This window comes from uncultured Sunxiuqinia sp. (assembly GCF_947495665.1).
Taxonomy (GTDB): Bacteria; Bacteroidota; Bacteroidia; order Bacteroidales; family Prolixibacteraceae; genus Sunxiuqinia; species Sunxiuqinia rutila.
Genome location: NZ_CANLZV010000047.1, coordinates 1 through 491, shown reverse-complemented (window position 1 = coordinate 491; position 491 = coordinate 1). Strand labels below are relative to the sequence as shown.

General features: G+C 47.0%; 1 protein-coding gene. It reads left to right on the top strand.

Annotated features, from left to right (window positions below; translation table 11 throughout):
* Window positions 1-97 precede the first annotated feature (97 nt).
* Window positions 98-491, top strand: a 394-nt coding sequence (locus Q1A18_RS18985; RefSeq protein WP_299584727.1) for an HYR domain-containing protein, incomplete at its 3' end; no start/stop codon positions are given.

The window sequence follows — 491 nt, the reverse complement described above, 5'->3', positions numbered from 1 at the left end:
AGTTTGCAAGAATATTACCGTTCAGCTTGATGCGACGGGTAATGCAACTATTACCCCGGCTCAAATAGATGATGGCAGTAGTGATAACTGTACAGATGTGGCCAGCCTTGTTTTGAGTCTTGACCAGACCAGTTTTGATTGCAATGATCTGGGATCAAATACCGTTAGGCTGACAGTGACTGATGCCAGCGGTAACACGGATCAGTGTACAGCTACGGTGACCATCAATGATGTGACACCTCCAACAGCAGTTTGTCAAAATATCACGGTTAATCTTGATGCTACAGGCAATGCAACAATTACAGCTGCAGACATTGACGATGGAAGCTCAGATGGCTGCGGCGGAGCTGTTACGTTGGCAGCAAGCAAGACAAGTTTCACCTGTGCAGACCTTGGTGCAAATACAGTTACATTGACAGTGACTGATGCCAGCGGCAACACGGATCAATGTACAGCTACGGTGACCATCAATGATGTGACACCTCCAACAG